Source organism: Heyndrickxia ginsengihumi, from assembly GCF_011008565.1.
GTDB classification, from domain to species: Bacteria; Bacillota; Bacilli; order Bacillales; family Bacillaceae_C; genus Weizmannia; species Weizmannia ginsengihumi.
In genome coordinates, this window is record NZ_JAAIWK010000002.1 from 24,053 (window position 1) to 49,787 (window position 25,735).

At 35.7% G+C, this 25,735-nt stretch carries 22 protein-coding genes; 2 read left to right on the plus strand and 20 right to left on the minus strand.

Translation table 11 applies throughout. From position 1 onward, the window contains the following. Positions 1–143: 143 nt before the first annotated feature. From ftsZ to G4D61_RS01615, 16 genes are all read right to left on the minus strand, one after another. Positions 144–1,289: a cell division protein FtsZ gene (gene ftsZ / locus G4D61_RS01540; RefSeq protein WP_025728814.1), complete on the minus strand. Its 1,146-nt coding sequence runs from the start codon at positions 1,287–1,289 to the stop codon at positions 144–146. A 109-nt stretch (positions 1,290–1,398) separates the two neighbouring features. Continuing rightward, positions 1,399–2,685, minus strand: a complete 1,287-nt coding sequence (gene ftsA, locus G4D61_RS01545; protein WP_025728817.1) for a cell division protein FtsA — start codon at positions 2,683–2,685, stop codon at positions 1,399–1,401. 320 nt (positions 2,686–3,005) lie between these two features. Next, the gene (locus G4D61_RS01550) at positions 3,006–3,770 is read right to left on the minus strand and encodes a cell division protein FtsQ/DivIB (protein ID WP_025728820.1); all 765 of its coding nucleotides are present in this window, start codon (positions 3,768–3,770) and stop codon (positions 3,006–3,008) included. A gap of 142 nt (positions 3,771–3,912) precedes the next feature. Next, positions 3,913–5,013 (minus strand): undecaprenyldiphospho-muramoylpentapeptide beta-N-acetylglucosaminyltransferase, encoded by a 1,101-nt coding sequence (gene murG, locus G4D61_RS01555; protein WP_025728822.1) that lies wholly within the window; start codon positions 5,011–5,013, stop codon positions 3,913–3,915. A 460-nt stretch (positions 5,014–5,473) separates the two neighbouring features. Continuing rightward, the gene (gene spoVE / locus G4D61_RS01560) at positions 5,474–6,574 is read right to left on the minus strand and encodes a stage V sporulation protein E (protein WP_035355465.1); all 1,101 of its coding nucleotides are present in this window, start codon (positions 6,572–6,574) and stop codon (positions 5,474–5,476) included. A 194-nt stretch (positions 6,575–6,768) separates the two neighbouring features. Then, on the minus strand, positions 6,769–8,124 hold the full coding sequence (gene murD / locus G4D61_RS01565) for a UDP-N-acetylmuramoyl-L-alanine--D-glutamate ligase (RefSeq protein WP_025728826.1): 1,356 nt from the start codon (positions 8,122–8,124) through the stop codon (positions 6,769–6,771). A gap of 1 nt (position 8,125) precedes the next feature. Beyond that, positions 8,126–9,109: a phospho-N-acetylmuramoyl-pentapeptide-transferase gene (gene mraY, locus G4D61_RS01570; RefSeq protein ID WP_025728828.1), complete on the minus strand. Its 984-nt coding sequence runs from the start codon at positions 9,107–9,109 to the stop codon at positions 8,126–8,128. A 2-nt stretch (positions 9,110–9,111) separates the two neighbouring features. Beyond that, complete coding sequence (locus tag G4D61_RS01575) at positions 9,112–9,549, minus strand: hypothetical protein (protein WP_025728830.1); 438 nt, start codon at positions 9,547–9,549, stop codon at positions 9,112–9,114. Then, the gene (locus G4D61_RS01580) at positions 9,549–11,009 is read right to left on the minus strand and encodes a UDP-N-acetylmuramoyl-L-alanyl-D-glutamate--2,6-diaminopimelate ligase (protein WP_025728832.1); all 1,461 of its coding nucleotides are present in this window, start codon (positions 11,007–11,009) and stop codon (positions 9,549–9,551) included. The genes G4D61_RS01575 and G4D61_RS01580 overlap by 1 nt, the downstream gene beginning before the upstream one ends. 194 nt (positions 11,010–11,203) lie before the next feature. After that, positions 11,204–13,117, minus strand: a complete 1,914-nt coding sequence (locus tag G4D61_RS01585; RefSeq protein WP_025728834.1) for a stage V sporulation protein D — start codon at positions 13,115–13,117, stop codon at positions 11,204–11,206. Between the two features lie 429 nt (positions 13,118–13,546). Then, positions 13,547–15,688, minus strand: a complete 2,142-nt coding sequence (locus G4D61_RS01590; RefSeq protein ID WP_025730109.1) for a penicillin-binding protein — start codon at positions 15,686–15,688, stop codon at positions 13,547–13,549. Beyond that, positions 15,685–16,044, minus strand: a complete 360-nt coding sequence (ftsL, locus tag G4D61_RS01595) for a cell division protein FtsL (protein WP_025730110.1) — start codon at positions 16,042–16,044, stop codon at positions 15,685–15,687. The genes G4D61_RS01590 and ftsL overlap by 4 nt, the downstream gene beginning before the upstream one ends. Before the next feature lie 24 nt (positions 16,045–16,068). Next, positions 16,069–17,001, minus strand: a complete 933-nt coding sequence (gene rsmH / locus G4D61_RS01600) for a 16S rRNA (cytosine(1402)-N(4))-methyltransferase RsmH (RefSeq protein ID WP_025730112.1) — start codon at positions 16,999–17,001, stop codon at positions 16,069–16,071. 27 nt (positions 17,002–17,028) lie between these two features. Beyond that, positions 17,029–17,460, minus strand: a complete 432-nt coding sequence (gene mraZ, locus G4D61_RS01605; RefSeq protein ID WP_025730114.1) for a division/cell wall cluster transcriptional repressor MraZ — start codon at positions 17,458–17,460, stop codon at positions 17,029–17,031. Between the two features lie 176 nt (positions 17,461–17,636). After that, complete coding sequence (gene bshC, locus G4D61_RS01610; protein WP_025730116.1) at positions 17,637–19,256, minus strand: bacillithiol biosynthesis cysteine-adding enzyme BshC; 1,620 nt, start codon at positions 19,254–19,256, stop codon at positions 17,637–17,639. 86 nt (positions 19,257–19,342) lie between these two features. Continuing rightward, positions 19,343–20,236 (minus strand): 2-dehydropantoate 2-reductase, encoded by an 894-nt coding sequence (locus G4D61_RS01615; protein ID WP_163173084.1) that lies wholly within the window; start codon positions 20,234–20,236, stop codon positions 19,343–19,345. A 224-nt stretch (positions 20,237–20,460) separates the two neighbouring features. Here G4D61_RS01615 and G4D61_RS01620 point away from each other — a divergent pair, with 224 nt between their 5' ends. Beyond that, positions 20,461–20,943 (plus strand): N-acetyltransferase, encoded by a 483-nt coding sequence (locus G4D61_RS01620; protein ID WP_025730121.1) that lies wholly within the window; start codon positions 20,461–20,463, stop codon positions 20,941–20,943. A gap of 213 nt (positions 20,944–21,156) precedes the next feature. Here G4D61_RS01620 and G4D61_RS18415 read toward each other — a convergent pair whose 3' ends face one another. From G4D61_RS18415 to G4D61_RS01635, 3 genes are all read right to left on the minus strand, one after another. Continuing rightward, positions 21,157–21,699 (minus strand): RsfA family transcriptional regulator, encoded by a 543-nt coding sequence (locus tag G4D61_RS18415; protein ID WP_025730123.1) that lies wholly within the window; start codon positions 21,697–21,699, stop codon positions 21,157–21,159. A gap of 170 nt (positions 21,700–21,869) precedes the next feature. Further along, positions 21,870–22,043 (minus strand): 50S ribosomal protein L32, encoded by a 174-nt coding sequence (gene rpmF / locus G4D61_RS01630; RefSeq protein WP_025730124.1) that lies wholly within the window; start codon positions 22,041–22,043, stop codon positions 21,870–21,872. A 59-nt stretch (positions 22,044–22,102) separates the two neighbouring features. Continuing rightward, a complete protein-coding gene (locus G4D61_RS01635) occupies positions 22,103–22,645 on the minus strand; it encodes a YceD family protein (protein WP_025730126.1) in 543 nt (180 codons plus the stop codon). Positions 22,646–23,192: 547 nt separating this feature from the next. Between G4D61_RS01635 and G4D61_RS01640 the strand changes: the two genes are divergently transcribed. Then, a complete protein-coding gene (locus G4D61_RS01640) occupies positions 23,193–24,410 on the plus strand; it encodes a nucleotidyltransferase (protein WP_035355473.1) in 1,218 nt (405 codons plus the stop codon). A 204-nt stretch (positions 24,411–24,614) separates the two neighbouring features. Here the strand turns inward: G4D61_RS01640 and G4D61_RS01645 are convergent, their stop codons facing one another. Continuing rightward, the gene (locus G4D61_RS01645; protein ID WP_025730129.1) at positions 24,615–25,667 is read right to left on the minus strand and encodes a SepM family pheromone-processing serine protease; all 1,053 of its coding nucleotides are present in this window, start codon (positions 25,665–25,667) and stop codon (positions 24,615–24,617) included. Positions 25,668–25,735: the final 68 nt, after the last annotated feature.

The following is a 25,735-nucleotide window of genomic DNA, read 5'->3' on the forward strand; positions in this document are numbered from 1 at the left end:
TCAGTTTTTGTATGGAGAATGATAAAACTTTTCATATTTTCATTCGAAATTTGTCTAATGTATAATCGTCTAGTTTAAGTGTAAATAAAAAGATCTTTCTATCGATTGATAGAAAGATCTTTTTATTTGCACTTCACTGCTGCTTAACGATTTCTACGATTGCGATTTCTTAAAAACGTAGGAATGTCAAGCGCATCTTCAGTATATTGTACTGTATGGCTTGGTTCAGGTTGTTGTACTTCTTCTCGTTTTGGTTCTCTCTTCGGTACTTGTTGTGACATAGATGGTTTTGGTTGTCCAAAAGAAGGACGTTGCGGCTGTTTCACTTGTCCAGCTTCTTCTTTAAAACCTGTAGCAATAACCGTCACAACAATTTCATCTTTTAAGTTTTCATTAATGACAGAACCAAAGATCATATTTACTTCTTGGTCAGATGCTGATGCAACAATATCAGCAGCCTCTTGAACTTCATATAAACTTAAATTTGTACTTCCTGTAATATTCATTAGCACACCTTGAGCACCATCAATGGATGTTTCAAGAAGTGGCGAAGAAATTGCTTTTTTCGCAGCTTCTGCAGCACGATTTTCCCCAGAAGCAACGCCAATTCCCATAAGAGCAGATCCTTTATTTGTCATGATCGTTTTCACATCTGCAAAGTCAAGGTTAATTAAACCAGGAACCGCAATTAAATCAGAGATACCTTGCACACCTTGACGTAAAACATTATCGGCTTCACGAAAAGCTTCAAGCATAGGTGTACTCTTATCAACGATTTCTAACAATCGATCATTCGGAATCACAATCAGTGTGTCAACGGCTTCTTTCATTGCACTAATACCGCCAGCAGCCTGTGTCGCGCGTTTTCTTCCTTCAAATGTAAAAGGTCTTGTTACAACCCCAACAGTTAAGGCACCTAGTTCTCTTGCAATTTGAGCAATAACTGGAGCTGCACCTGTACCTGTTCCGCCACCCATTCCAGCGGTAACAAATACCATATCAGCACCTCTTAATGCTTCTTCAATCTGTTCTTTACTTTCTTCGGCAGCTTTTTTTCCTACTTCAGGATTTGCGCCAGCGCCAAGTCCTCTAGTTAGCTTTCCGCCAATTTGCATTTTAATTTCAGCTTTTGAGAGGTTCAGTGCTTGCGCATCTGTATTAACGGCAATAAATTCAACACCTTGAACATCATGTTCGATCATGCGATTTACAGCGTTATTTCCTCCTCCGCCTACACCAATAACTTTTATAGTTGCTAAAGAGTCTAAATTTGTATCGAACTCTAACATTCACTAATCCTCCTAATTAACGAGTATTCCTTTACAGTTTCTCGGACAAGATAAACGGTTTAATTGAAACTTAATTCAATCTATAAACCAGTAATGATCTCCTATCAAACTACTCAAAAAATATGCCCCAAAACTTTTTCATTTTAGAAGAAAGCTTATCTTCTTGATTTCTAGGCTCATGTTTTTGCTTCGGTTGAGATGCCTTTACCGGTTTTTTTTCAACGTATTCTGTCTGAACTGTTGTCGAGCTTACGTTTCTGCCTTGTAGTCTGGCGTTTTTATAAGCATAATTGATTAAACCTACAGCAGTAGTATATTGTGGCTCTCTTACACCAATATAGTCAGGAATTGCCATTCTTACTCGATTTTGAAATACTGATTGAGCAAGTTCTAGTACTCCTGGTAAATTTGCCGTACCACCTGTTAAAACAATCCCGCCAGGCAAATCAACAATCCCCATACGTTTTAATTCTTGTTGTACAAATAAAAACATTTCTTCCAATCTAGCTTCTATAATATCAGAAATTTGCAATTGGTTAAATCTTTCCTGTTGATTACTTCCGATAATTGGTACATTAAAAACTTCATCTTCTAATGCATCTGGACTGAAAGCATGTCCGTGCTTCACCTTCACCCTCTCAGCATCTTCTGTAGAAGTCCTAAGAACAATAGACAAATCTTTCGTAATATTATCGCCACCAACAGGTAATACACTTGTAGCTTTAATATGTCCGTTTTCAAAAACAGCTAATGTCGTACAGCCACCGCCAATATCAACTAAAACGGTCCCTAACTCTTTTTCATCTTTTGATAATGCTATTGCTCCTGCAGCCAAAGGTTGCAGGACAATTTCCGAAATCGTAAGCCCTGCCCGTTCAACACATCGTAAGATATTATGTAACACTGTTTTTGAACTAGTTACAATAATTCCTTCCATTTCTAAACGAACACCAATCATACCACGAGGATCATTGATCTCATCTAATCCATCCACTATAAATTGCTTAGGAATGACATTGACGATCTCTCTTTCTGGAGGAATTGACATTACTTGGGCCGCATCCATTACTCTGGCAACATCTTCATCCGTTATTTCACGATTTTCACTTGAAACAGCAACAACTCCGTGACAAGTCTGTAAAACTACGTGGTTACTTGGGATTCCGACGATTACATTATTGATATTCATTCCAACCATTCTTTCTGCTTCTCCAATTGCCTTTCTGATAGAATGAACAGTTTCATCTATATCAATAATTGCCCCTTTTTTAATACCTTCTGATTCGACATTGCCAACTCCAATGATATTGATAGAATCATTCACCATTTCTGAGATGATTACTTTCGTGGTAGATGTACCGATGTCTAAACTTACATATAAATCATTGTTGTTCATACTATGGCACCTCCCTTTGCCTTAACGATCAAATATCTATTATTTTTATTGTTATGTTTACAATCATTGAATTTTCAATAAATCAATACATATAATTATGTAAGAAAATTATAAAGTTAATGAAAGTATTCTATACTTGTATGAAAATCCCTTTCTAAATCAAGAATTTTTTCTACATTCACGAAAATTATTCTAGTATTAGATTTAGAAGAATGACATTGACATCTTAAAACCTTATTAATAGACATCATATAAAAATATTATTTTAATATAAGTCTACACTAAGATGTATCTAGTGAAAAGCGAAATATGCAATATTACTAATGTTTCTTCTTTGTGTCAAAAGCTTTAAAATAAGACCCTACTTCTAAATCAATAACACCCTTCTGATTTGGATTCAATTGACTAATAATTGACGGATAATGAACCATTTTTTCGGCAAAAGTTGGAATACTTGCTCGTACCTCGAATCCATTGTTCATATATAATGTAATTAATTCTTTATCCATTTTTGAAGGCGTATATTTAACTTCAGAAATAGATGATACAATTTGTTTCGGTAATTTTTTAAATTGTTGCAACATGTCTTTTAATACACGATCTTCTTTAAAGTTTGTAAAAATAATCGCATCTGTTGAAACATAATGCAGAGCATGGTGAACGATCGTGCCATCTTCTAATACAGGGTATAGATTCGTTTTATTTTGTAAATAGCCAATCTTAGTATGCTCTTTTATATGTATTTGAATGGTATTTGGCAGAGCGATATGAATGGTCGTCTGATTAACTTCAGGTATAGATTCTATTTTCTCGGCAATATTTTTCTTTCTAATATTCCATATATTCGTTTTTGATGAAATGCCACTTTTTTTAATAATCTCCTGCTTTTCAACTGTCTCGTTTCCCGTAACCTGTACTTGCTTTACATGACTAAGTGGGGATTGAAAATAAATAATAAATATTACCAGAAGAAAGAAACTAGAAATCAATAAAATAAGTCGTCGATTGGTTTTACGTTTACGTTGCTGTTTCAATTTCGGGATTCGATCTTCAATTGAAACAATATTTTTATCTTGACTGACCATTCCAATCCCCCTCTCTAATCAAAACTTATCCAATTTTATTTAGCAAAATTGCTTTAAAAACATATGCATATTTGAAAGGCTAGAAGTCCATTTCTTTATGCTGGCATGTAAATTGGAACACGATCGCTAAATCCCATTGAAATCATGACCGGGATTCAGCTAAAGATTCCATTACTTGATACAGTCTCTCGGAAGCATCGGGGATTCCTAATTTCCGAGCGGCTTCTCGCATTTTTATTGTTTGGTCTTTATCTAATAAAATTTGATCAATCGTTTCAATTAGCTTTGTAGCTGTCAAATCTTTTTCAAGAAGCATTAAAGCAGCGTGTTTTTCCGTTAATGCCCTTGCATTTTTTTCTTGGTGGTTATTCGTCACATACGGACTTGGAATTAATATGCTAGGAACTCCTAGAGCAGTTAATTCAGCAAGTGTCGTTGCTCCAGCCCTAGCCACTACAAGATCAACAGCACGTAACACTTCTGGCATATTATGAATAAATGGAACAACACTGACATTATCTACCTGACCAATTAGCGAAATTTCCTTTTGCACAGCTTCATAATGAACATCGCCTGTTGCATAAATAACTTGATAAGATTTCCCTACAAAATTGGCCAATGCTTTTATCACTGCCTCATTAATTGGACGCGCCCCTCGGCTGCCACCGAAAATTAATACCGTAGGAATATTTTCTTTCAAATGGAATGTTTGCAATACTTTTTTATCACGTTGTCCTAGTACTTCAGATGCTCTAGGATTTCCAGTTAAAACTACTTTCTTGTGATCAAAAAAGTCTTTAGCCGAATCGAAACAGACTGCTACTTTATTTACATATCTACTTAAAAATTTATTAGTTAACCCCGGTACACTATTTTGTTCATGAATAATTGTTGGAACTTTAAGCTTTGCTGCTGCATAAACAACTGGTCCGCATACGTATCCACCTGTTCCTATAACAACATCAGGCTTAAACTCTTTAATCATCTTTTTACATTGCTTAACTCCTTTAATAAAGCGCAAAACGGTTTTTACATTTTCAATTGAAAGAGAACGTTTAAAACCAGTTATATGGATTGCTTTAAAAGGGATATTTTCTCTTGGTACAAGTTTGGATTCTAATCCTTTCTCTGTCCCTATGTACAAGCACTCAGTATTTGGATGCTTAGCCTTAATCGTTCTTATTAATGCTAAAGCTGGATAAATATGGCCACCAGTTCCGCCACCACTAACAATAATTCTCATTTTTTCACCTCAAACGAATTACAGACATTCTAAATTTATGATAAAAATCATCTTCATTTTAAACTGCTCATTGTTATATATTACTATATTTTAAACTACATTTGGAGAACATTAAAAGAGAAATTAAATAAATGTCATATACTTGTATTCTTACATAAAAAGCCATAGGGCTGATGTCTTATTTTTAATCATTCCATGTTGATTATTCAGGTTGTTTTCAGGACTTTGATACTATATTCAATCTTTTCAAGGATCACCTTATGATTATTTATTTTTTATCCTTATTCTAAAGTAAATGACAATTGAACAGCTTGATTAACAAAATGATCTCAACATGAATACATTTCTTTTTACCGCAATTCCATTCAAAAATGATAAAAGACATCGAGAGTAAGTGCTCTCGATGCCTTTTGTCGACAATCTGAGAATCCTTTTTTAAAGGGATTCTTTTTAGTATCCGTCATAACCTTGCATGGCGGCTTATATTTAACAGCACTCCTACAGCCATAAGCATTAATGTTAAAGATGAACCTCCATAGCTTATGAATGGTAGAGTAATTCCGGTAACGGGCATCAATCCTGTAACAACGCTAATGTTAATCATCACCTGAATAGCAATCATCGATATAACCCCAACAGCTAAAAAACTTCCAAACAAATCCGGGGCACCTAACGCTATTCTAATTCCTCTCCATAATAAAAGGGCAAATAATAATAAAACGAATGTCCCTCCAATAAAACCTAATTCCTCAGATAGGATCGCAAAAATAAAATCATTTTGCGGCTCAGGTAAGTAAAAGAATTTTTGTCTACTTTGCCCTAGCCCTAATCCGAATAAGCCCCCAGGTCCAATAGCGTAAAGAGATTGAATAATTTGGAACCCACTGCCTAAAGCGTCCTGCCATGGATCTAAAAACGATGTAATTCTCTCCATTCGATAAGGTGCGGAAATGATTAAAGCAACAAACCCCGCAATCCCCATTAAACCTAACATGACAAAATGCATCACTCTTGCACCGGAAACAAAAATCATCACGACACAAGTGCCAAGCATTACGGTTGCGGTCCCTAAATCTGGTTGAAGCATGATCATTCCAAATGCCAAAAATGTTAAACCTAAAGATGGTAGCAGTCCCTTTTTTACTGTCGTAATATGCTTCTGATTTTCAGATAAAAATTTTGCGAGGAAAGCAATCATCGCTAATTTTATAAACTCAGACGGCTGAATTGAGAAGGCCCCAACTCCAATCCAGCTTCTCGAACCATTTCTCACCATTCCGATACCGGGTATTAATACGAGAATAAGCAATACAAAACAAATAAGCAAAATAAGTTTTGCCCATGTACGCCACGTCCAATAGTCAATTCTCATAATAAAAAACATCGCAACGATGCCGATACCAGCGAAAAGAAACTGACGTTTAGCAAAATAAAATGCATCATGAAATTTATATTCAGCCCAAATCGCACTCGCACTATAAACCATCATGAGCCCAACCGCCAATAATGCTAATGTCACCATGATTAAAAGAAAATCAGGATTAGATTTTTTTGATGGCATTCCGAACACCTCAAAGTAATTATTAGGGCTGGACACAAAATTAAAAGCATACTGTCTCAAAAAAGGTTCGTATTATTTGTTGGTCTTTCATAGTACACACCATTCTTATAAAAATGTACAATCACATCAACCATCTCTTTTTACGATCGAGCTGTTCACGGAAATAGAGACACCTACTGCATTTGGTCAAGCCCTTACTTAAGCTTATGCACAGCATTAATGAAAATATCACCGCGAATTTCAAAAGATTTATATTGATCCCAGCTTGCGCATGCTGGCGAAAGTAGAATGCAATCTCCAGGTTCGGACAATTCAAAGGCAACTGGCACAGCCTTTTCAACGTTATCCACACGGATAATTGTTTCTATTCCTGCCTTTTTTGCTGTTTCCTCCAATTTTGGAGCTGTTTGTCCAAATAAGATCATTGCTTTAACATTTGTTAAACTTGGGATTAATTCGTCAAAGCCATTTCCGCGATCTAGCCCACCAGCAAGTAAGATAGTTGGCTGATTAAAAGCTTTTAATGCACTTGTACAAGCTAAAATATTCGTTGCCTTTGAATCGTTATAAAACTTGCGTCCATCAATTTCGGCAACAAATTGTGTACGATGTTTTACACCTGTAAAAGTTGTTAAAACCTTTCTAATTGCTTCATTTTCAGCACCCATTAATTTCGCTGCCGCTACTGAAGCTAAAATATTTTCTAAATTATGATCTCCAGGTAAAACAATTTCATTGCGATGTATAATCGTTTCACCACGGAATGTAATATAGCCATCATATAAAGAACAGCCATTTTCTAAATATTCCTTCGTTGAAAATGGAATTAGTTTTGCCTTAGAAAAACGAACAAGTTCAACTAATTCTTTCTGGTCATTATTGACGATAAGAAAATCATCTTCCGTTTGGTTTTTCGTAATATTCGATTTTGCTTTTGCATATTCTTGCTTTGTTCCATGGTAATCTAAATGTGCCTCATAAAGATTTGTAATGATCGCGATATGAGGACGAAATGTCCGGATTCCCATTAATTGAAAAGATGAGAGTTCAATAATCATTTGCTGATCTTTTTTTGCTGTCTGTGCGACTTTTGATGCGACCTTACCAATATTTCCTGCAATAAGCGGATCAAGCCGTTTATCTGCCTTAAAAATTTCATAAATTAATGTAGTTGTTGTTGTTTTTCCATTCGTTCCTGTAATGCCTACAATTTCACTTTCTGTAATTTGGTAAGCAAGCTCAACTTCAGTAATAATAGGGATATTACGTTCTAAAGCACCTGCCACTAATGGATTTGTATAAGGGATTCCAGGATTTTTAACGATTAGCTCAAATCCTTCATCTAATAATTCAATTGGATGGCTTCCACAAATTACTTTAATCCCTTGCTCTAATAAACCTTGAGCATCGGGATTTTCTTCTAACGGTTTAAAATCATTAACCGTTACAAACGCCCCCAACTTATGTAAAAGCGAAGCAGCACTAACTCCGCTCTTCGCTAACCCAAGGACTAATATTTTTTTATGCTGATAATCATTAATAGTTTTCACTTTACATCCACACCTCAATATAAATTCCTAAAATTGCACATAACAGACCGACTGCCCAAAACGTCACAACTACTCTCCACTCAGACCATCCTGCAAGTTCGTAATGGTGATGTAAAGGACTCATTCGGAAAATACGTTTTCCTGTTGTTTTAAATGAGATAACTTGCAAAATGACGGATAAAGTTTCAATTACAAATACACCGCCAATAATAATAAGCAATAATTCTAAATGCGTTAAAATCGCAATACTTGCGATCGCTCCGCCAAGTGCTAATGAACCAGTATCCCCCATAAAGACTTTAGCGGGGTGGGCATTAAAGACAAGAAATCCTAAAACTGCCCCTACAACTGCTACTGAAAAAACAGCAATATCATATTGTGATTGATTCCATGCTAAAACAGCAAATGCTCCAAATGCAATTGCTGAAGTTCCAGATACAAGGCCATCAAGACCGTCTGTCAAGTTCACAGCATTTGAAAATCCAACGAGCCAGAAAATAATCAAAACAACATAAAACCAACCAAGATTTACCGTTTTATCGATAAACGGAATGGTTATTTCTGAAGACAAATGATAATGTCTAAAAATCAAATAAAATATAACTGAAATAACGATTTGCCCTAACAATTTTTGTTTAGATGTTAGCCCTAAATTTCGCTTCATAACAACTTTTATAAAATCATCAAGGAAACCTAACAATCCAAAGCCAATAGTTACCAATAAAAGTAGCACCGTTTTTACTGTTGGTACTGACACATCAGAAAATTTTCCTGTCATTACTAAAGTTGTAATAAGAATTGAAATAAGAATGACAATTCCACCCATTGTCGGTGTTCCAGATTTTTTCTGATGTGATTTCGGACCTTCCTCTCTAATGCTTTGCCCGAATTTTAATCTCCGGAGAAAAGGGATAAAAATTGGTGATAATAAGACCGTAATTAAAAAGCCCATTAATATGGTCATAAATAAAACTTGTTCCATCATTTTTATCCCCTCCTTTTCCCTTTAAGCGTGCTTAAAAAACTTTCCCGACTATGATTCGTAGAAAAATCATATGTATACGGCTCATTTGAATGATTTGGTGCTTTAAAAACAAAAGATGTACTCATTTCATAACCCTTACTTTCAATATTTTTTATATATTCTTCCCCAATTTGTTCGAGTGCAGAAGCTGGATCGTCAACAAAAATAATTGGGAAATCATTTGGTGTATACTTTGGAACCAATTGATCCTTTTTCCAAATTGCCGCAATTGCCCCATTGGAAATAGCAGTAAGCAGATCAGGCTCCTCCTCTAATGCAATAAAAAGTCCCTTTGGTTGCTGTACATTAGCAAAAATAGAGACCGTATGAAAGTTCATTGCAAAATCTTTTACACCTTGTGTTGTTTTAAAATGATGATAAATATCTTGATATGATAACATTATTGTCGCTCCTTTATCATTTCTAAAGCAACTTGTCGATCATCAAAATCAATAACATTTTCGCCAATAATTTGGTAAGTTTCATGCCCTTTTCCTGCTATTAACACAACGTCCCCTTCTTCAGCTCGATCAATTGCATACTGAATTGCTTCTTTACGATCAGGAATAACTTTATATTGTTTCCCTTCTACCCCAGCTTCCATATCACGGAGAATCGCTAATGGATCTTCACTACGTGGGTTGTCAGAAGTGAAAATTGGATCAGTTGCAAGTTGACATGCAATGTTCGCCATAATTGGGCGTTTTGTTTTATCACGGTCACCGCCGCATCCTATAACGACAAATATTCTTTTTTCGGCGAATTGTTGTACAGTTTTCAAAACATTTTCTAAACTATCAGGTGTATGCGCATAGTCGACAATGACTGTAAATTGTTGTCCACCTCTAACAGTTTCGAATCGTCCACGCACTCCTTCTACCTTTTCAATTGCTTCAATAATTGTTCTTAATGGAATATTAGCGATATATGCAGTAGCGATTGCAGCCAATACATTATAGACACTAAATTTCCCAATTAGCTTTAAATTCACTTGCTGCTCTTCAAACGGCGTAACAAGAGTAAAAGACATACCATGAGGGTTCATCACAATATTTTTCGCCATAAAATCAGCTTTTTGCTCAATGGCATATGTAAAAACATGGGCGGCTGTAACTTCTTCAAATTCTTTTGAAGCAGGATCATCCGCATTTAAAATTGCATATTTTGGATGAGACTGATCAAAAGAATTTCCGAGCTGCGCAAACAACAAGCTTTTTGCGCGGCGATACTCAGCAAATGTCTTATGATAATCAAGATGATCTTGCGTTAAATTTGTAAACACAGCAATATCATAATCACAACCATGAACTCTTCCTTGTACGAGCGCATGTGAAGATACTTCCATAACACAATCGGACACTTGCTCGTCGACCATTTTTTTAAAAGTATGTTGTAATGTTAGACTATCAGGCGTCGTGTTTTTTGTTTCAATTGTTTGATCAATAATTTTCATGTACATTGTGCCAATAAGCCCTGTACGTCTACCAGCACTGCGGAAAATTTGTTCAATTAAATGACTAGTCGTTGTCTTTCCGTTCGTTCCCGTAATCCCCACTAATTGCATTTTTCTTGTTGGCTGCTCATAAAAAACATCCGCTAAAATTGCCATTGCACGCTTCGTATTTTTCACAACGATAACTGGCACATTGACATCTAACTCATGTTCAGCTAAAACTGCGGCTGCCCCTTTTTGTACTGCTTCCTCAGCAAACCGATGACCGTCTACCGTCAAACCTTTAATACAAATAAACAAACTGCCTTCTGTCACTTTACGGTTATCCTGAACAAGCTCTGTAATTTCTGGATTTTCCTTCGGTAAGTTCACCAAAGGCAAAGCACGTAATAATGTATGTAAATTCATGTTTTTCCATTCCTTCCTCTAGCAAAGACAAACCCTTTTTAAATAAAGTCAACGACAATCCCTTTCTATTTTACAAAAAAAATGGCCATTAATCTATGAAGCATTGCACATATTTCAAAAAAATCGTCATGTAACCCATTTCATTTTCATTACAAAATGAGGGCGGCAATAAGTTTCCTTTTGCCGCCTAACAATTATTTCATATATATTCGAATTGTCGAACCTTCATCTACTTTAACACCTGGTTCCGGTGATTGTTTCACGACCTTACTACCAGAACCACTTATGTCTAGTTTAAAATCATAGTAATCATTGATAATCTCTTTTTTCGTTTGTCCAACTAAATCGGGAACTTTGACAGATGGTGTTTCAAAATACGTACGAGTTTTTTCAAGTTGTTTTTTACTTGGTTTTACTCCCATTGCACGCAAACTATCACCAATTATCGTTCCAGCGATCGGAGCTGCTACTGTACCACCAAATTGAACAGTATTTTTTGGATTATCAACTGCTAAATAAACAACGATTTTTGGATCATTCGCAGGTGCAAATCCAATAAATGATAAGATATAGTTGTTTTCCAAGTAATGCCCATTTTTTGCTTTTTGGGCCGTTCCTGTTTTACCACCGACACTATATCCATCTACGTATGCATTTTTACCAGTACCTTGCGCAACTACTGTTTCTAATGCATGACGAACTTGCTTAGACGTTTGCTCTGAAATAACTCTTCTCTTGGCTACAGGTGTCTTGCGCATGACCACTTCTCCTGTAGCCGGATCTACCAGTTCTTTTGCAATGTATGGCGTATATAATATTCCTCCATTCACGGCAGCAGATACGGCGGTAACTTGCTGTATAGGAGTGACCGATACACCTTGACCAAATGCCGTAGTTGCTAGTTCAACTGGCCCGACTTTTTTCGTATTAAAAAGAATACCAGAAGACTCACCAGATAGATCAATCCCTGTTTTTTGCCCAAAACCAAAGTCTCGAATATATTTAAAAAGCGTATTTTTTCCTAAACGATCTCCCAATTCGACAAATCCTGGGTTACATGAGTTTTGCACAACTTGTAAGAAGGTTTCAGAACCATGTCCTCCTCTTTTCCAGCAATGAAGTGTGGCTCCTCCAACCTTTACAGCTCCTGAATCATAAAATTTATCTTTTGTTAAATTCACTTTCTTTTCCTGTAGAGCAGCCGCTAATGTAATAATTTTAAAGGTTGATCCTGGTTCATATGTGCTCCAAATCGGTAGATTACGATTGTAAACTTGCTGTGATACATTTTTATAGTTATCCGGCTTATAAGTAGGCCTGCTTGACATTCCAAGAATTTCACCTGTATTTGGGTTCATGGCAATCGCAATTAAGCCATCGGGATGATATTTTTTTTCTGCGTTATCTAATTCTCTCTCAATAATGGTTTGTACTCTCGTATCAACAGTTAATTTTAAATCTAGCCCATCTTTCGGCGCTTTATATTCATCTGACATTTTTGTCATGCGCTTCCCTTTCGCATCAGCATAAAACTGAACAGAACCCTTCTTCCCGCTTAGTACATCATCATAATAAAGTTCAAGTCCTGTAAGTCCCTGATTATCTGAACCTGTAAAGCCTAGGACGTGCGAAAGATAGCTGCCGAAAGGATAATACCTTTTTGAATCTTCTGCTATATATACCCCTTTTAATTTTAAATTACGAACAATATTAGCTTTCTCATTCGTAACCTTTCTCCCCTCTTTTATACGGACAATTGAAGTCATTTTCGTTATCTCTTTATAAATATCTTCCGGCTTGGCATTTAATGCATTTGCTAATTTTTCAGCCGTATCTCCCGGATCTTTTACTTGCCTTGGAATAACAAAAATAGTTGGTGCACTTTGATTGCTAGCAATTGGAACACCATTGCGGTCTTCGATTTTTCCTCTTTCAGGTTCAAAAGGAATATCGCGACTCCACGAATCCTTTGCTTTATTCGTCAGCATATCACCTAAAGCAAACTGAACATAACCTAAGCGAACGTCGATAATACTAAATACAAATATCCCAAACAGTAAGACGGCTACCAATCGCTTTCGAACGGTTACATTTGATACACGTTTCACAAAAAGTCACGCCTCCCTCACTAAATAAGGAAAAGAAAACAATTATACTCCTATAGCCAATAGGATATTGTTTAATAGATTTTCCTTTTGTTTGTCCATGTTCTCCTAGCGACAATATATGCTTGTACTTTTATGAATAGAACATGTACCATTTGATGCTGCATATTACATTTCTGTCAAGCCCCTTACGCTCAATCAATAGGCTTGAAGCAATAATAGTAAAATAGCAACTCTTCTTAAAATGAAGGGGAGATGACTTCTGTTGCAGGGACTCATGTAGTCAATCAATTACGGAGACAGGCAGCCTCTTTTAAAAAGAGGCGGGTAGTAAAGCTTGCGGAAAGATAAAATAAAAACCCACCCGAGAAAATAAATTTTCTCGAGTGGGTTTCCTATCAAAAGACTGTACAGTTTATAACCTCTTTTTTATTAAGGTGTATCAAATTGAACAGTGATTGAATCACCTGGTCTAACCACTGAATCTTTACGCAAGCTTTGCGAGAATGCGTATCCGTCTCCACTTACATGCATTTTCAAATTCAATAATTGGGCTGCTTTCAATACATCACGTTTCGACCATCCTGTAAAATCAGGAACTTTTTGATAACCATTTGTTTTTAATAACACTTTTCCGTTTTGAAGCATAATTGCTCCTTTTGCAGGTGACTGATTCGTCACTTCATCACCATCACCTAAAACAACAGGTGTAAGTCCTTTCGATTTCAATAACGCTTTTGCATCAGAAGGCTTTTCACCAATTAAATCAGGTAGCTTAATATTCTTTGCAACCGGCATTTTTTCTGGTTTAATATTTAAATACTGCAAGCTATTTTTCATTACAGGGTTAAATATCATTTCTACTGGTTCTGAACCAGTCTCTGTTTCTTTTAGATGCGGTTGCTGTACAGCTACATAAACAATTAATTTTGGATGATCTTTTGGAGCCATGCCAAGGAAAGAAAAAATATAATTTTCTTTACCTATCATATATCCTGAACCATTCGGATTAGGGATTTGCGCAGTACCTGTTTTACCCGTTACAGAATAGCCAGGTATGTTATAGACCGTCCCTGTTCCTTTTTTCTTATTAGTTACAACTGTACGAAGATAGTCTCTTACTTGTTTCGCAGTTTGTGCACTAATAGGATGGCCAACTACTTCTGGCTTTGTAATTTTAGTTTTGTTCGTATCAGTATCCTTAATTTTTTCCACTACATATGGTTTCATCATTTTACCATCATTCGCTACTGCCGTTGCAGCCTGAACCATTTGCAGTGCTGTTACAGTAGTACCTTGACCAAATGCTGTAGTGTAGCGTTCAATTGGATAATCATATAAAATCTTCCCTGTCGCTTCATCTGCCAATCCGCTATGTGTTGATTGGCCAAAATGGAATGCCTCTAAATACTGCTTAAATTTATCTTGTTTTATATAATCCAATAACGTCGCAAAGGCAACATTAGAAGATCTTTGCAATCCTTCCAAGAAAGTAATCCTTCCCCAACCAACGCCATTATTCCAGTCTTTGATTGGATTCGGTACATTTTTCACATGAAATACCCCGGATTTGTATGTAGCATTTGGATTAAAAACGCCTTCCTGCACCGCTGCTGATAAAGTAAAAATTTTCATTGTTGATCCCGGTTCATATGCTGTTTCCACTGCCTCATTCTGCCATGCGTCGGATATTCCTTTTAACGTTTCAGGATCAAAGGTTGGTCTTTGGCCCATTGCAAGTATCTTACCTGTTGTAGGATCTGCTACAATGGCAATAATTTTTTTAGGTTTGTACTCTTTTTGAGCCTTTTCCATCGCATCCTCTAAAAAGGACTGAATTTTTTTATCAATTGTTAAATAGACATCATCACCATTTTTTGGCTTTGTTACTTTTTTCTTTCTATCTGGGATTAGGTATCCCCAAAAATCGCCTTCATAGCTTATTTTTCCATTTTTCCCTTGTAAATATTTGTTGTAGCTTTTTTCAACACCCATTTTGCCTACAAGCTGGTCAGTTTTAGGATCATTTTTTGCATACCCAATTAAATGGGCTGCAAACGATCCATTCGGATATGCCCGTTTAGATGTTGTAGTAAAAGTAATACCTGGCAAATGGAGCGCATCGATCTTTTTCTTAACATTGTAGGGAATATCTTGCCCCGCCTTGCCAAACTCAACTTGGAATCTTCCTTTTTTATTTAAAATGTCATAAATCTCACTTTCAGATAAAGAAATATATTTAGAAAGCTCTTTTGCAGTCTTTCGTTTATCTACGACATTTTTAGGGTGACTAGGATCTATCGTTGCTTTTTGATCGAGAATAGCGACTAAATTATAAGAGGTAATATTCTCAGCGATTACTTCTCCATTATCGTCATAAATCGTTCCCCGTTGCGCCTCAATCGTATTCGTCCGTAAATATTTTTGCGCCGCCTTCGCTGCCAGCGCCTTGCCATCCGCCTGTCCAGTAATTTGAATCGTCAAAAACCGGACAAGTAAGATAAAAAAGAGCAGACCAAATATTATAAATAATATTGCTGCTCCATAATTCGTATAGATTTTTTTGGAATTCATTTATTTTCAACAACCTTAACATTATTTTCATCTAATTTTAAACCAAGTTCTTTTGCCTTCTTCCAAATACGATCATAACGACTTAAATCACTTACTTGCACTTTCAAATCGTCTATCACCTTGTTTTTGTTTTGAATCGTCTGTTTAGTGTCTTCAATATTTCTGTTTACCTTATAAATGGCCGCTTCTGTTGAGATAATTCTGACTGCCATAAAACAAATAAATAACACAAACACACAGGCAATTACTTTTTCCCCTAATGTAATTTGAGATCTTCTTTTTATCGGTTGATGTTCTATCTCAACCTTTCTTTGTGGTTCTACATAAGCTTTTGGCTGTCTTGCTAAATTACTCAATATAAGCTCCCTCCTCCACTTTTATCAACATTTTTCAGCAATTCTTAATTTTGCTGAGCGTGATCGATTGTTTTCGTCTAATTCTTGGTCACTTGGTAAAATTGGCTTTCTTGTAACCAATTTTAAAATAGGCTTGTACTCATCAGGAATAATAGGCAGTCCTGGTGGTAAGTCTCTAACTTGACTAGCTTCTTTAAAAATATTTTTACAAATTCGATCTTCTAATGAGTGAAAGGTAATAACACTAATTCTCCCTTTTGGCTTCAAAAGATCAATTGCATTTTTTAGTGAATCTTCAAATGCAGCTAATTCATCATTGACAGCAATACGAATTGCTTGGAAAATACGCTTGGCTGGATGTCCACCCTTTCGTCTTGCAGGGGCGGGGATTGCATCTTTAATAATTTCTACAAGCTGGTTAGTTGTTGAAATGGGTTCCTTTTCGCGATACGCTTCAATTTTACGAGCAATCTGTTTTGAAAACTTTTCTTCACCGTAGCGGAAGAAAATGCGAACTAGATCTTCATATGGCCATTTGTTGATAATATCAAATGCTGTTATATCTCCCTCTAAATCCATTCGCATGTCAAGCGGTGCATCGTAACGATAGCTGAAGCCTCTTTCTGGAGTATCTAATTGTGGAGAAGAGACACCTAAATCATATAAAACACCATCAACTTGATGAACTCCCAGTTTCGCCAATTCTGTTTGAATATGCCGAAAATTGCTTTTTATAAAGGTTATTTGGTTCTCATATTTGTGAAGCCGTTGCTTCGCATGAGAAATTGCAGTTTCATCCTGGTCAAAAGCATACAAATGACCTTGTGGAGATAATTTTGAAAGTAAGTATTCACTGTGACCGGCGCCACCAAGCGTGCAATCTACATAAATACCATCAGGACGAATATTCAATCCATCAACTGTTTCTTTTAATAACACTGTCGTATGTTCAAACAATTCTATCACCTTTCCAATCGAAATGAATCATAAATCAAAGTCAATTAGATTTTCTGCAATTTCCGCAAAAGATTCTTCTGACTCTGAAAAATATTCTCCCCATATATCTTTACTCCAAATCTCAATTCGATTGGAAACCCCTAAAACCACACATTCTTTTTCCAATTGCGCATATTGAATAAGCGGAGTGGGGATGTTGATTCTACCTTGCTTATCCAATTCACATTCAGTTGCTCCTGAAAAGAAAAAACGGGTAAAGGCACGGGCATCTTTTTTAGTTAATGGGAGAGTTTTTAACTTTTCTTCAACTTGTTTCCATTCGCTCATGGGGTAGCCAAAAACGCAGCGATCTAGTCCACGTGTGATTACGAACATCTCCCCTAATTGTTCCCTAAATTTGGCAGGGACAATTAGACGACCTTTTGTGTCAATGTTATGTTGGTACTCACCCATGAACATAATAGATCCAACCCTCCCACTTTATATATTTAATTTACCACAATCCCCCACCTTTCACCACTTAATTTTTTAATTCTCTTAAAGGTAAAAAATTCCTGCACCATTTATCGGAAAATTTATTTTTTAATAATCAACCTGCTTTTCAACATAAAAAAAACTGGCTAAAAAATAGCCAGTTAAATTCGAATTAATTTATGAGTACCATCAAAACTGTAAGTTAAAGACATTAATGATGGAATAAAATCTGGTCCATATTTATTGATAAAGTAAAATACATTCCAAACTCTTTCTTGCGGTATATTATTAGGCCGCAATGAACGTTCAATCCTTGCATATTTTTCTAATACTACATCGTGTCTACGTTCAATTTGTTCATATATCTTACGCTGTAAAAAATTAAATTGTTCCGTATGAAATGCGAGATTCTTCTCAATTAGAGGATGGATACCATCATCAGTTTGCGCCGAAAGCTTTTTGTATTGCTCCTCAAGATATATTCTCATTTCATTGATGATATCATCATATTCCCCTTCTTTAATCGTATTCCAATACTCTTCTTTTTCATTTGCAGTTCCTTGTTTTAAAACTTCCTCCACAGATAGCTGCAATGTTTCAATATCTCTTTGAATCGAGCGTTCGAGCAACGTGATATTTAATCGCGGTATCATTGGCGGCATATGAAATTTAAATGCTTCAAATACACGTTTCAATTCGCCCCAATAAGCAATTTCACCAGGACCGCCGATAAATGCAAGTGTTGGGAACAACCATTCTTGCATGAGCGGTCTTGTCACAACATTATTGCTCAACAGCTCTGGCATTGTATCACAAATCTCTAATAATTGTTCTTTTGTAAAATAAAGATCTGTATTTTTTCCTAAAAAGCCATTACGTTCACGATCATATTCTAATAAAATTCTTTCTTTTCCATCATAATAAAATAGATTCAGCGCTTCCTCAGAAATGTCAATCGCTTTTGGAAAGTGATCTTTCTGAATTAATTCTTGCTGAGCCAGTACCGCTTTTGTAATCGTGTCATAATGTTCGATAATCGTTTTAAAATGAGAAGTTTCAAGCTGACGTAAAAGCGGGTTTGCCGAATCAATCAGTAGTAAGCCGTACTCTTTAAACAGTTCATTAATTATGAAAGCGAAACATTCAACCATATTATTTGAGTTGTCAACAATACAATCAAGTTGTTTCAAAATATCCTTTGTATAGGTGGTTTCACCTAAATGCTCAAAAATTTGATGAATCCACTTTTTTACATTTTCTGATTCTAAAGTAATGTCAGCAACCATCTTTTTCTGTATAGGTCCTTCAACATAACTCATTTTTTTCAATTGGCGTTCTCGTTCTACATATACATGATTTACTTCCAAATAATCATGATCCTCACCAGCAATCCAAAATACTGGAACAACAGGCTGATTTAAAAGTTTTTCTTGTTCTTTTGCTAGCTTTATAATTGAAATGATTTTATGTATTGTATATAGAGGCCCTGTTAATAGTCCTGCCTGCTGTCCCCCAATTACTACAACAGAATCATGATTTCGTAGTTTTTTTATGGAATGTTCTACCGCAGAAGCAGACGGAAATTTTCTCATATATTGTTCAATACAATTCGCAAGTTTTTCTCGGTTAAATGTTCTTTCTCTTAAATCTTGAGCTCTTCTTTTAAATACAGAAGAATCCCTTATGTCGTAATGAAAAAAGTCCTTCACCGGTTGTTTTTGTTCTAAGTAAAGGGATGCAAACCGATTAGTTGCTGGAATTGAAAGGTTTTCCAGTTCCATCAAAGATTCTTCCTTTCTACTGTTCGTAATTTCTAATTGAGTATAGCATTTTTAATTAAAAAAAGGAAAAAGACTGCCTAACTTTATCATTTTATCGTTCCGTCCAGTTCCATTCCTTTAACGATTTGGTAAATGGCTGTCATAATCGGCACGTGTTGTTCCCTCTCGCTAGCCTTCCCTAACATATAACCTAAAATGGCATCAATCTCTGTCTTTGAGCCTTTTTTTATATCTTTTAGCATCGATGATTCATTTTCTTTTGTACTTAAACAAAGATTTTTCACACTGCGATACATGGCTTCCCGATCTAATTGCGGAAAAAGGGATATTAATTCTTCGAACAAAGATTGAAATATTTTATAATAAAATGAATTACGTATCAGCTCTCCATTTTTCACCTTTAATATCGCTGTTAAAGGATTAATCATTGCATTTGCAAAGCATTTATGGAGGAGCATCAATTCATAATGATCATGATGTACAAATTTAAATTGCTCAGGTTGGGAAGAAAAAAACTTTAACAGCAGATCAGAATGTCCACAAAAAAAGGCAATGTTTGTTTTCCCCACACCATTATGTGATACTGTCATTTCATTTTTTCTTGTTGCTCCATGTTCGACAGTCCCAACAAGAATGATTTGTTGTGGCAATGTCTCTAATAACGTTAGATGCCCCATTCCATTTTGCAAAAACACTAAAGGAATGGAACTTTCAATATTCTTCAGCATGTTTACAATGGACATTAAGTGATATTGTTTGACTGTCACAAAGATTACATCTTGTTCATTTAACGCTGAAACATCCATCGTTGAAAGGACATTTACTTGGAAACAGTTCTCACCACATACTGTAATACCATGCTCACATAATTTTTCCGCCTGTTCCAATGATCTTGGAAACATTGTTACTGCATGTTCTGTTGCTAAATATCCTCCATATAAAAGTCCAAGTGATCCAGCACCAATAATTCCTATTTTCATTTCTACCTCATCACCATTGTTTATTATGTATTATTGTATCAAAATAGACCATTTTCGTAAAAAAAGAGCTCACAATCCACAAAAATATTTTGCTATCGCTTTCATCATTTTGTTTAAAAAATTCGCAAGTTTGTTATATAATGATAGTAATAGGCAAAATCTTCACAACAATAAAGGGAAAATGGATGAATAAAGTTATTTCACACAAAATGGGGGTTTTATAGATGTCATTTAAAGTGGAAAAATTAAAAGTTAATTATAAAACGTTGGAAGAGTTCAAACAATTCAAGGAATATGGCGCTCAAGAGTTGTCAATGCTTGAAGATTTACAGGATAATATCATTGAAGATAGCAGCGATTCACCTTTTTACGGAATTTATTTTGCAGATAAACTCGTTGCACGTATGAGCTTATACGAACGTTCCGAAAAATATGATCTTTATTTCGACCCTCCACAAACTTTTTTGGAATTATGGAAGCTTGAGGTATTACCAAATTATCAATTTAAAGGCTACGGAAGAGCACTCGTTGATTTTGCAAAAAGTTTTAATTTGCCAATTAAAACTAATTCTCGAATGAAATCAAAAGAATTTTGGGAAAAAATGGGCTTCGAGGCGCTCTCATACAATGTAGAGCGGGATTTAAGCGAAAACCCTATGGTATGGTATCCTACAGGCGTTAAGTTGCAAGAGCAATCAACAAAATAAACGTATAAAATAACCCCCAATGTATAAACATTGGGGGTTATTTTTTGTTCACCTAAACTTTGTGGAATGTTTCGTTTTATCGAGCTTTCCAGCCAACATCAAAAGATTATACTGCTTCCCCTACTTTGGCTGTAAGGATATCCTCTAGGTTCTTAGCATGTATTAAGTATCTGTAACACTACAGGAAAACGCTTATACGTGACTATTGACACATCAAACTTCCTTCTCGCCTAATTTCCTAGCTTTATCCATAAAAGATAGTAGAGAATGGTACTCCTGTTGCAGTCGCATACATTTTTCTTTCTCGGTTTGGTATAAGCGGTACACTTCTGCATACTTATTTTTCCAGTCATCTACACCACGTTGTAATTCTGTCTGCTCATGTTTCTTTTCTTCAAACTCTGCATGCAATTTCTGCAAATAGTTTATAACAGCAGGCAAAGTAAATGTGACCTGCTCGGGCTGAGAGTATTCTGCCTCCACAGGGCTTTCATAAGCAGACAGTGGCTCTTCATCATTTTTAGTCTGTTTTCTCTCTTTTCGTTGTTTTTTTGCTAATTCTATTGCTGATTTATATTGTTTTCTTACGTATGAATTCCAGCGAAACCCACAAGCAGCAGCTGTGCGGTTCATTTGTCTTCCTACTTCTTCAAACGCTTGCAATTGTGTACTGCCTTCACGAATATGACGTAAGACGACCTCCGCAAGCAACAAATCTTCATCTTGTGTCCATGCATCTTGTCGAACCAATGACATATCTATCCCCCCAAGCATTTTTTTATATTTATTCATATGCTCTTAATAGAATAGATAGACTAACGAAAAGATAAGATTATATAAGAAATATCATAGGAATATTTTTTTGCATAAAAAAAGGGTGAAGATCCATGGTATCTTCACCCTTTTTATTGATTTTAATAAATCAATTACTTGCTCACAACTTCTTTACCTTTATATGTTCCGCATGATGGACATACGCGGTGTGCAAGTTTCATTTCACCGCAGTTTGGGCACTCAACCATGCCAGGAACTTGCAATTTGAAGTGTGTACGGCGTTTTCTTTTCGCAGTTTTAGATGTTCTTCTAAAAGGTACAGCCATTCTTCCCACCTCCTTATAAGAGATAAGTACGTAATTTTTTACAGCCGTTAGTGGGTCATTTATTTTTCCGAGTCTTGACTAAAAAACTTTGCTAGATCAGATAATCTCGGATCAACCGCTTTTTCTGCGCTCTTTTCCAATTGTTCATACTGATCTTCTGTTATTACTTGCCAATTCTCTGTATGTGGAAGCTGGTCATCTTTCGCTTCATCACTAAACACTTGAATTGGAATATCAAGTAAAATAAGTTCTTTAATTACCGGGACTAAGTCAATGACTTCACCATCGACACGATGCACTTCTTCATCTTCCAATCCATCATATGTAATCGGCTTAAGAAGAAATGTTTCTGTAGATTCAATATCAATCGGGTAATTAACATCAACAAGAGTTCTAGAACAAGGTAAAACTAAATTACCGTCTATATGAATTTGAAAAGTTACCTTATCGGATGTAACTCTCCCATTTCCAGTAATATGAAATGGAGAAGCATCGCGAATATCAGAATTCAATTTTTTTAAATCCTGAGTAACATCAACATTTTCATCAATCTCAATACTCTTGTCTCGAAATTTTTGCAACTGAATGGTAGACCATTTCATTAAAAATCACCCCAAGACAACAAAGGTAATTATAGCTTTCATTATACCGTTTGTCAATATTTTTTCTTTACATCATCAGTATATCCAACATGATTCATTTTTCTGCATTTCCAATAGATTGCTTTTTTTTATGAATATGGTAAAAATATTTTAACACAATTTTTTTATGTAACAAAGTAACGATCCTTCTTAATAGAATTTAATTGGCATTTAACGAAGAAATCTAATCTAATCCATTCTATTATACAAAAAATACAGGGTGTTATGGCTAGGTTGTCAAATATCTTTTACATTTGTTGATATCGAGGCTGTTTTCGTATACTTTGTCGTTTTTTATTATTAAAAGGAGTTGATTTCGTTTCAGGGTGCTCGCTTTACGCCTGCTGGGTCTCAGCAATCCGCTATTCCCGCAGATGTCTCGCTCCTTCCATTCCAATCAACTTCTTTATGAATCATTTCAGTAAATAATAGTTCTTAAACACAATCCTTCAGAAAAAGGGCCTACAAAAACTTATGGACGAGAAATAAGAGAAAGGTGGAATTTGGATTGATCAGTACAGGCATTGTCGTAGAATATAATCCCTTTCACAATGGACATTTGCATCACATTAAAGAGGCAAGGCGCAAAACAAATGCAGACGTGATTATTGCCGTCATGAGCGGGAATTTTTTACAACGAGGGGAACCTGCCATTGTTTCCAAATGGGCGCGGGCACAAATGGCATTAGAAGCAGGTGTTGATCTTGTTATCGAACTTCCATATACATTTGCTGTCCAACAAGCAGAAATGTTTGCTAACGGAGCAATCGCTCTTTTAAACGCATTGGGATGTGAAAATTTCTGTTTTGGAAGTGAATCTGGCGATGTTCAATCATTAGTTAAAATTGCTAATATGTTACAAAATACAACTACTAATCAGCGCTTCCAAACAGCAATTCGCACTCATATAAAACAAGGAATGAGCTACCCATCTTCATTATCTGCCGGTTTTAAGCAATTAGGTATTATAGAAGATGATATAGATTTATCACTACCGAATAATATTCTCGGCTTTCATTATATTCTTGCAGCTCAACATCAGCAAACAAATATGAGGCCCATTACAATCTCCCGAAAAGCAGCGAATTACCATGATCAAACTTTTACTTCAGAAACAATCGCAAGCGCCACAGCGATTCGTCGTGCTATTTTTTCAAGCGACAACATTTCTGACATTAAGAAGGTAGTCCCTGCTACAAGTTTTCAAGCTTTGATCAACTATAAGCAAACATACGGTTCTTTTCACCATTGGAATCATTATTGGCCATTCCTCCAATATAAACTATTAACAACGTCAGCAAACGATTTAAGTGAGCTATATGAAGTAGTGGAAGGCATTGAATACCGTCTAAAGAAATATGCATTACAGGCTCAGTGCTTTTCGGAATTTATGAATTTAGTTAAAACAAAGCGATATACTTGGACACGAATTCAAAGAATGTGTGTACATATTTTAACAAATACAAAAAAAGTGGAAATGAAGGAACACCAAAAAAGACCTGAATATATTCGTTTATTAGCAATGAATGAGCAAGGAAAACAATATTTACGCTCCATAAAAAAGCAATTGAGTATTCCTCTTATTTCGAAGTTTTCAGCGAAATTTGAAAGCGTAATGGAATTAGACAGTCGCTCTACTCAAGTTTTTGCTCAAATATTAGATGCAAAGGCTCGCAGTCTTTTGCTTCATAGAGAATATAGCGAACCACCTATTATTCAAACATAAAAAAAGCTGGGACAAAAGTATATTAACGAAAGAAAATCCGAAAATTGCGCTCCAACTCCGCTCCGGAAATATCCTTCGCTTTCCGCAGGTGGCTGGCGATCCGCCCACAGGAGTCTACCTCTATTTTCGGAGCTGAGTTGTGCAATGTTCGTCTTTAGCTAACTACTTTTAAGTTTTGTCCAGCTTTCTTCTTATCTTCATATATCACTCTTTTGCTTTCAGTTGATTTAAATAGCTTAACGCGTCATTAAAGGTTTTCACAGGAACAATTTTCATTTTTGTATGAATATCCTTTGCAGCTTGTAACGCCTCTTGATAATTTGTTTTTATATGTGGATCTGTCTTTTTCATTTCAGGCGTAATATGATCATTCGGCGCAAAGAAGATTTCAGCTCCTGCTTTACTTGCTGCAATGACTTTCTTATCAATTCCGCCAATTCTTCCTACCTCACCATTTGTAGCAATTTCTCCAGTTCCCGCTATTTTATATCCTTTCGTAATATCCTGTTTCGTTAACTGATTATAAATTTCAAGTGAAAACATTAGCCCTGCCGATGGCCCTCCGATATTTTCTGTATTCATTTTAACAGACGGATTCGAGGTAAGCGTGCGGTCATCTACTAAACCAATACCGATACCAACCTTATCTTTGTTTTCCTTAAATCTCGCTAGTTTAACTGATGCTGTCTTTTCCTTATGATCATGGATATAAGTAATTGCTACTGAATCCCCTAATTTTTTCTTACCAACGTAATTCATAAATTGCTTGGAAGATTGGAACGAATGATGATCGACCTTTGTCACCCGATCACCAACTTTTAATACTTTACTAGCTGGCATATCATCATAAACATCAAGTACATATATACCTTTATAATGAGACTTGTACGGCTTATGAGCATTTGAAAAAGCAACTTCAATCGCATTATGCTTTGAATTTTCCATTAAATATAGTTGGTATACATTGTACTCTTCTTCAGTTTGATTTTTATCTCGTACTTCATCTAGCGGCACAATATCGTCATGTTTGTGTAATTTCGCCCAAACATATAAGTAAGGAGTTGCCCTTGCCATACGAACAGTTGTTAACATCAGCTGCCCTTTTTCGTGATAACCTCCTTTAACCTTAATAATTGGAGCAAGCTGTAAGGCGCTGCCAGGCATCTCAATATAATACGGCAAGCGTATAAAAGAGATTGCCGCTAAAATAATGACAATACAAATTAATATCCGCAGACGATTTTTTCGAAATTTCATTGTTTTCACATCCATTTTTTGTAATAAACAATTTAACCAATAATAATAGGTTAGTTCTATCTTAATGA

Coding starts and splice junctions, on each gene's coding strand:
- ftsA (WP_025728817.1), bottom strand. CDS start 2,685: ATGAACAACAATGATTTATATGTAAGTTTAGACATCGGTACATCTACC.
- bshC (WP_025730116.1), bottom strand. CDS start 19,256: ATGGAACTGGAAAACCTTTCAATTCCAGCAACTAATCGGTTTGCATCC.
- G4D61_RS01550 (WP_025728820.1), bottom strand. CDS start 3,770: ATGGTCAGTCAAGATAAAAATATTGTTTCAATTGAAGATCGAATCCCG.
- G4D61_RS01635 (WP_025730126.1), bottom strand. CDS start 22,645: ATGAAATGGTCTACCATTCAGTTGCAAAAATTTCGAGACAAGAGTATT.
- G4D61_RS01580 (WP_025728832.1), bottom strand. CDS start 11,009: ATGAATTTACATACATTATTACGTGCTTTGCCTTTGGTGAACTTACCG.
- G4D61_RS01615 (WP_163173084.1), bottom strand. CDS start 20,236: ATGAAAATAGGAATTATTGGTGCTGGATCACTTGGACTTTTATATGGA.
- G4D61_RS01620 (WP_025730121.1), top strand. CDS start 20,461: ATGTCATTTAAAGTGGAAAAATTAAAAGTTAATTATAAAACGTTGGAA.
- mraZ (WP_025730114.1), bottom strand. CDS start 17,460: ATGTTCATGGGTGAGTACCAACATAACATTGACACAAAAGGTCGTCTA.
- G4D61_RS01590 (WP_025730109.1), bottom strand. CDS start 15,688: ATGAATTCCAAAAAAATCTATACGAATTATGGAGCAGCAATATTATTT.
- rpmF (WP_025730124.1), bottom strand. CDS start 22,043: ATGGCTGTACCTTTTAGAAGAACATCTAAAACTGCGAAAAGAAAACGC.
- mraY (WP_025728828.1), bottom strand. CDS start 9,109: ATGATGGAACAAGTTTTATTTATGACCATATTAATGGGCTTTTTAATT.
- G4D61_RS01575 (WP_025728830.1), bottom strand. CDS start 9,549: ATGTTATCATATCAAGATATTTATCATCATTTTAAAACAACACAAGGT.
- G4D61_RS18415 (WP_025730123.1), bottom strand. CDS start 21,699: ATGTCATTGGTTCGACAAGATGCATGGACACAAGATGAAGATTTGTTG.
- spoVE (WP_035355465.1), bottom strand. CDS start 6,574: ATGCCATCAAAAAAATCTAATCCTGATTTTCTTTTAATCATGGTGACA.
- G4D61_RS01645 (WP_025730129.1), bottom strand. CDS start 25,667: ATGAAATTTCGAAAAAATCGTCTGCGGATATTAATTTGTATTGTCATT.
- murG (WP_025728822.1), bottom strand. CDS start 5,013: ATGAGAATTATTGTTAGTGGTGGCGGAACTGGTGGCCATATTTATCCA.
- ftsZ (WP_025728814.1), bottom strand. CDS start 1,289: ATGTTAGAGTTCGATACAAATTTAGACTCTTTAGCAACTATAAAAGTT.